Genomic DNA, 5,653 nt, shown 5'->3' with positions numbered 1-5,653 from the left:
TGTAGGGTGCGTTACGCTAACGCTAACGCACCAATCCCAGTTAGAAACCCAACATTATTGACGACATTGGTGTGGTTGGGTTTCGCTCAAGCGTCGCTAATATTTGACAGACAAGAGTTATTATTGCTCAACCCAACCTACGGCTACTTAAATTTCCTAGCAAGAGTCTGTCAAGGTCTCTGTTTTGGATTGCAATCTTTACCGATGAGATAAAAGCAGACCATGGGGGAATTTTCCCCAGCACATATAAGCAAATTTGTCAAGATGCTGGAAAAATTTTCTTTGCTTTTGCGATCGATTATCGATAGCGTTTTCAGAGAACTTCTCCGAAGACGTTTTCGCGGCACTAAAGCTCTGCAAGAATTATCACTTTAAGCGGTGACATTTTCTGTTTCTGCTGGTTGAATTTCCGGCATTTCTACTTTAATTAAACTCACTCTAGCACGATAAAGTAGTTTTTCCCCATGACGATAGCCCCGATAACGAACTATAACGGGTGTACCAATTGCTGCTTGACCATCGATCAATTGATGGATTTGCGGATCGTAACCGACATGATCACCGACACTGTCAATTGGTTGCACTCCCCAGCGCTCCAGTAACTGCATAATCGGTTTAACTAGGGAGAGGATTTTGACGGCTGCTAGGTTGGGATTTTTGCGGGCAACGGCCTCGGCCGTGGGCCATTGAACTAACCAAGATTCGATCGCTTCGATGCTTTGACGTTGAAATTCTGCGGCTAATTCTTCTTTTTGCTGGTCTAATTTTTGCTGTAAATTTTGATACTCTTGTTCGATAATTTTTGATTCCCCTGAACGATACTCTGTCCCCATCGTCGGGATTTGAAAATGAGCGAGGAGATCGCTAACTGGCAGCTGCAGCGCATTAGCTAATTTCACCAAAGATTCAGAGGATAATTTGGAGATTAAGCCATGGCGAACTCTCTGCAATTGCCAAGAAGATAGACCCGATAACCGACTCAATTCTTCCAGATTTTTACAGCCAATTTCTGCCATTAACTGCTCTAATTTTTGCCGATGATATTTATATAGGGACTCATTCATGGGACTTCTCAGCTTAAGCGATGTGTTTAGCTAAAACGGATTTAGGAGCGCGACGAACTAGACAGAGAATTGTTTCTTTACCGAGACGCTGATGAGCTGCAAAGCGATGGCAACCGGAAAAACCGTAGTAGTTACCATCCACCTCCAAAACATCGATCGGTTCTCGTAATCCCTCCTCAGCGATCGATTGCATCAACTGATTAACTTTTTCGGGATCGGTTTGTCGCGGTAAAGGACGACGAATTTGGGACAGAGGAATGTTTTTAATTTCCATAGTGTCTTCACTATAGCACATTTAGGCTAAACTGAAGATAAGTTGACTCGGTTGCTGATGCAGTGGTCTGCCTCGCTGCCGATAGTTTTCTGGCCACAGACAAGATTCTATCACCCAATCCTCTCCTTTTCTGACTATGACTATTCCTCCTATCAATGAAAAAATTATCCAGCAAAATAGCACCAATGCTTCCTATCAGCGCGGTCAATATTATTACGATAACGGTGCAGTTATTTCTCTTTGGCAACGGGGGCAAAATCTGCAAGCTTTAGTGAGTGGTAGTGAGGTTAAACCCTATCGAGTTGCCATGGATTTTAACCAAGATAATCTTGAGAATGTCTGCTGTTCCTGTCCCTACGATTACGAAGGTTGGTGTAAGCATATTGTGGCGGTTTTATTAACCTGTTCTCGTCAACCGGAATTAATTATCAAAAAAGCTTCTCTAGAGGAGTTAGTGACACCGATCGATGAAAGTAATTTAAGAAAATTGCTTAATCATTTAGTGGCTAAACACCCAGAAATTATCGAGACAATTGATAAATTTTTATTTCCAGCTACCCCAGTTAATAAAGCGGGAGGGAAGATAACTATTAATGTCAAAGCTTATCGTAATACTGTCCGTAATGAACTGCGGCAATCCCTGCGAGCGATCGAAGAAGATTACTACGAAGAAGATCCAATTTCTGATGAAATTTATGCCCTAGTGGATGAGGCCAAAGATTATTATCAAAAGGGAGAACCGGATAATGCGATCGCTATTTTAGAAGCAATTATTAGTGCCTGTATCGAGGAATGGGATAATTTAGAAGATTACGGTGCTGTTAATGATGATTTAAGTGCCAGAATCGATCGGGTTTTAACTGCATCAATTTTAAGTAAAGAATTTAATCCCCAAGAAAAGCAAGATTTAAGGGAAAAGATCGAGCAATGGCAGCATGAATGGAGTGCCGATTTTGAGATGAGTTTAGCAGCCTTACAACAGGGATGGGACGATCCAGTTTTAGAGAATATTTTACGAGGAGAATCGGCTAATTTTTCAGAAATGTGGTCAGAGAATATCCCCGATTATGCCCAAACATTAACTTCTATTCGCTTAGAAATTTTCGAGAAACAGGAAAAAGATCAGGAGTATTTGAATCTAGCTTTAGCTTCAGGACAAGTGATAGAATACCTAACTAAGTTAGTCTATCTCGATCGCATTGATGCAGCGATGGCAGCGGCCAAAAATATGATAACTAAGAACGATGAAGCTTTCTTTTTTGCCAAAGCTTTACGGGATGAATCCGCTCCAGAATCCGCTCTAATAATTGCCCAGATTGGTCTAAATTTGCCAGGGAATTATTATTATCAATTAGCTCTCTGGACAAGTGAACTAGCGCAATCTTTAGGGGATATAGATATAGCTTTGGCTGCTAGAATTAAGGCATTTCAAGACCAACCTTACTTTTCCCATTACCAAAAAATTGAGTCTTTAGCTGGGGAAGATTGGCCCGATTTAAAATTAGACTTGTTAGATTACTTGCGCGAGTTTAGCGGTGGACGTTCCACAGAGGCTAAAATTGATATATTTCTCCACGAAAATTTAGTTAGAGATGCAATTGAAGTGGTTTCTGGTAATTCCTATGTGCAGTCTCACCTAATTTGGCGGATAATGGATGCGGCTGCTAGCGTCGATCCTAACTGGGTAATCGATCACGCACGTCCTCCTGCGGAAAAGATACTAGACGAAAAAAAGGCTGATCGCTACGAAGAAGCGATTAAATGGCTAAAAAAAGCTCGTAATGCCTTTTATATGTCGGGAAGACGGGAAGAATGGCAAACTTATCGGGAAAGTTTAATTAAGGAACACGGACGCAAATCGAAATTTATGGGGTTATTCAAATATCAGGATTTACAATAATTTAAGCTTGTAGCCGTCAGTTATCGGCTAAAACAGGGCTGTTTTTAGCTTGTGGCAGAGGAATTGTCCTAATCTTAAGTCTGTGATGTTTCGACGCAAAGTAGAGTATAATAGAAGATTGGTCTAAACTTATCTCCAGACTACTTATACTGAATATTCATTGTCAAAAAATATGACTGAAACTATTCGCTTTTTGATGTGTTCTCCCGATCATTACGATGTGGATTATGTGATTAATCCTTGGATGGAGGGCAACATTCACAAATCTTCCCAGGAAAAAGCTAGGCAACAATGGCAGCAGCTTTATCATATTCTCAAAGATCGGGCGCTCGTGGATTTAGTCACACCAGAAAAAGGCTGGCCTGACATGGTTTTTACCGCTAATGCAGGTTTAGTTCTGGAAAAAACTGTCGTTTTAAGTCGCTTTTTGCACAAAGAAAGACAGGGAGAAGAACCCTATTTTAAACAGTGGTTTGAAGATAACGGTTTTACGGTTCATGAACTGCCAAAAGATTTACCCTTTGAAGGTGCAGGAGACGCATTATTAGATCGGGAAGGACGTTGGTTATGGGCAGGATATGGCTTCAGAACCGAGTTAGATTCCCACCCTTTAATCGCTAAATGGCTCGATATCGAGGTTTTATCCCTACGTTTAATCGATGAACGTTTCTATCACCTTGATACCTGTTTTTGTCCCCTTAGTGGTGGCTATCTTCTCTACTATCCCGATGCTTTTGATGCCTATTCAAATCGGTTAATTGAGTTAAAAATTCCCGAAGAAAAACGCATTATCGTTGAAGAAGCCGATGCGGTTAACTTTGCTTGTAATGCCGTGAATATCGGTCAAGTAATCGTCATGAATAAAATTAGTGACGATTTACAATATAAGTTAGCAGCAAAAGGCTTTGAAGTGGTACAAACTCCCCTGACGGAATTCTTAAAAGCAGGAGGAGCCGCTAAATGTTTAACCCTGCGTACCACGGAACCCTTAATTCCAGACCATCGCGCTAATGTCACCATTGAAAGTCGCATTCTCCAGTTAGAAGGTCATCTCCTCGACGCGGGAATTATGAATAAAGCTCTCGATGTTGTGGTAGGAAATGGCGGCAGTTTCAAGGTTTTAAACTTCACTTTAGGGATTGAGCGCCAAAGTACCTCCTCAGCAGAAGTGCGCGTTTCTGCACCCTCCCACGAGGTAATGGAGGAGATCATGGTACAATTGATCGACCTCGGTGCGGCCGCTCGTCCCCAAGAAATCTGTGATGTCAATACCGCAGTGGTGACACAAGATGGGGTCGCTCCCGATGATTTTTATGTCAGCACCATCTATCCCACGGAAGTGCGGGTGAATTGTGAATGGGTGCGGGTGGAAAATCAACGCATGGATGCAGCCATCGTCGTCGCTGAAGGTCCGGAAGGCAAAACGGCGAAATGTACTCTCCTGCGGGATTTAAAAGCTGGCGATCGCGTTATGGTGGGAGTTGAGGGCATCCGTACTATCCGACAGGCGGAATCCCGGGAACAACGCAACAGCACCCAGGAATTTACCTTTATGGGTGCGGGGGTTTCCAGCGAGCGCCGAGTCGAGTTAACCGTGGAGCAGATTGCCTGGGAAATGCGTAAAATTCGCGACCAAGGCGGTAAAGTGGTGGTAACGGCAGGTCCAGTGGTCATTCACACCGGAGGAGCGCAACATCTCTCCCGTTTAATCCGCGATGGTTACGTTCACGCTTTACTGGGAGGGAATGCGATCGCAGTTCACGACATGGAACAGGCGATCATGGGTACTTCTTTAGGGGTAGATATGCAGAAAGGTATCCCCGTACGCGGTGGCCATCGTCACCACCTGAAGATTATCAACCTCATCCGTCGCCACGGCAACATCGCCAAAGCTGTATCGGCCGGGGTATTGACAAAAGGCGTAATGTATGAATGCGTCAAGAATAATGTCCCCTTCAGTCTAGCTGGTTCAATTCGCGATGATGGTCCGCTTCCAGATACGGAGATGGATTTAATTAAAGCACAGGAAGAATATTCCCGCTTAATTCAAGGTGCAGACATGATTCTCATGCTGTCTAGTATGCTCCATTCCATCGGTGTGGGCAATATGACACCGGCAGGGGTAAAAATGGTCTGTGTTGATATTAACCCGGCCGTGGTGACAAAATTAAGCGATCGAGGTTCCGTAGAATCCGTCGGTATTGTCACCGATGTGGGTTTATTCCTGAGTCTGTTAACCCAACAGTTGGATAAATTAACCCGTCCCTTGGTAGAAACGGTTTAAAACCCGTAGGGTGGGTTAGCAAAGCGTAACCCACCAATTCCGAGGTTAGCAAAGCGTAACCCACCAATTCCGAGGTTAGCAAAGCGTAACCCACCAATTCCGAGGTTAGCAAAGCGTAACCCACCAATTCC

At 43.5% G+C, this 5,653-nt stretch carries 5 protein-coding genes; 3 read left to right on the top strand and 2 right to left on the bottom strand.

Translation table 11 applies throughout. The features are described 5' to 3' along the window. The coding region (locus tag IM322_RS17565; protein WP_287676948.1) for a hypothetical protein at positions 1 to 213 on the top strand (213 nt) is incomplete at its 5' end. A 158-nt stretch (positions 214 to 371) separates the two neighbouring features. Here IM322_RS17565 and IM322_RS17560 read toward each other — a convergent pair. Next, positions 372 to 1,064 (bottom strand): helix-turn-helix domain-containing protein, encoded by a 693-nt coding sequence (locus IM322_RS17560; RefSeq protein WP_287676946.1) that lies wholly within the window; start codon positions 1,062 to 1,064, stop codon positions 372 to 374. Positions 1,065 to 1,077: 13 nt separating this feature from the next. After that, positions 1,078 to 1,359: a ParB N-terminal domain-containing protein gene (locus IM322_RS17555; RefSeq protein ID WP_286826284.1), complete on the bottom strand. Its 282-nt coding sequence runs from the start codon at positions 1,357 to 1,359 to the stop codon at positions 1,078 to 1,080. A 115-nt stretch (positions 1,360 to 1,474) separates the two neighbouring features. On the opposite strand from IM322_RS17555, the gene IM322_RS17550 reads away from it, so the two are divergent. Beyond that, complete coding sequence (locus IM322_RS17550; protein WP_287676943.1) at positions 1,475 to 3,238, top strand: SWIM zinc finger family protein; 1,764 nt, start codon at positions 1,475 to 1,477, stop codon at positions 3,236 to 3,238. 172 nt (positions 3,239 to 3,410) lie between these two features. Beyond that, positions 3,411 to 5,522, top strand: coding sequence for a bifunctional arginine dihydrolase/ornithine cyclodeaminase (argZ, locus tag IM322_RS17545; protein ID WP_286826286.1), 2,112 nt, complete (start codon positions 3,411 to 3,413; stop codon positions 5,520 to 5,522). Positions 5,523 to 5,653: the final 131 nt, after the last annotated feature.

The organism is Microcystis sp. M109S1, assembly GCF_020247025.1.
In the GTDB taxonomy this organism is placed as follows: Bacteria; Cyanobacteriota; Cyanobacteriia; order Cyanobacteriales; family Microcystaceae; genus Microcystis.
The sequence above is the reverse complement of the archived record's forward strand: the minus strand, read 5'-3'. Positions and strand labels throughout refer to the sequence as shown.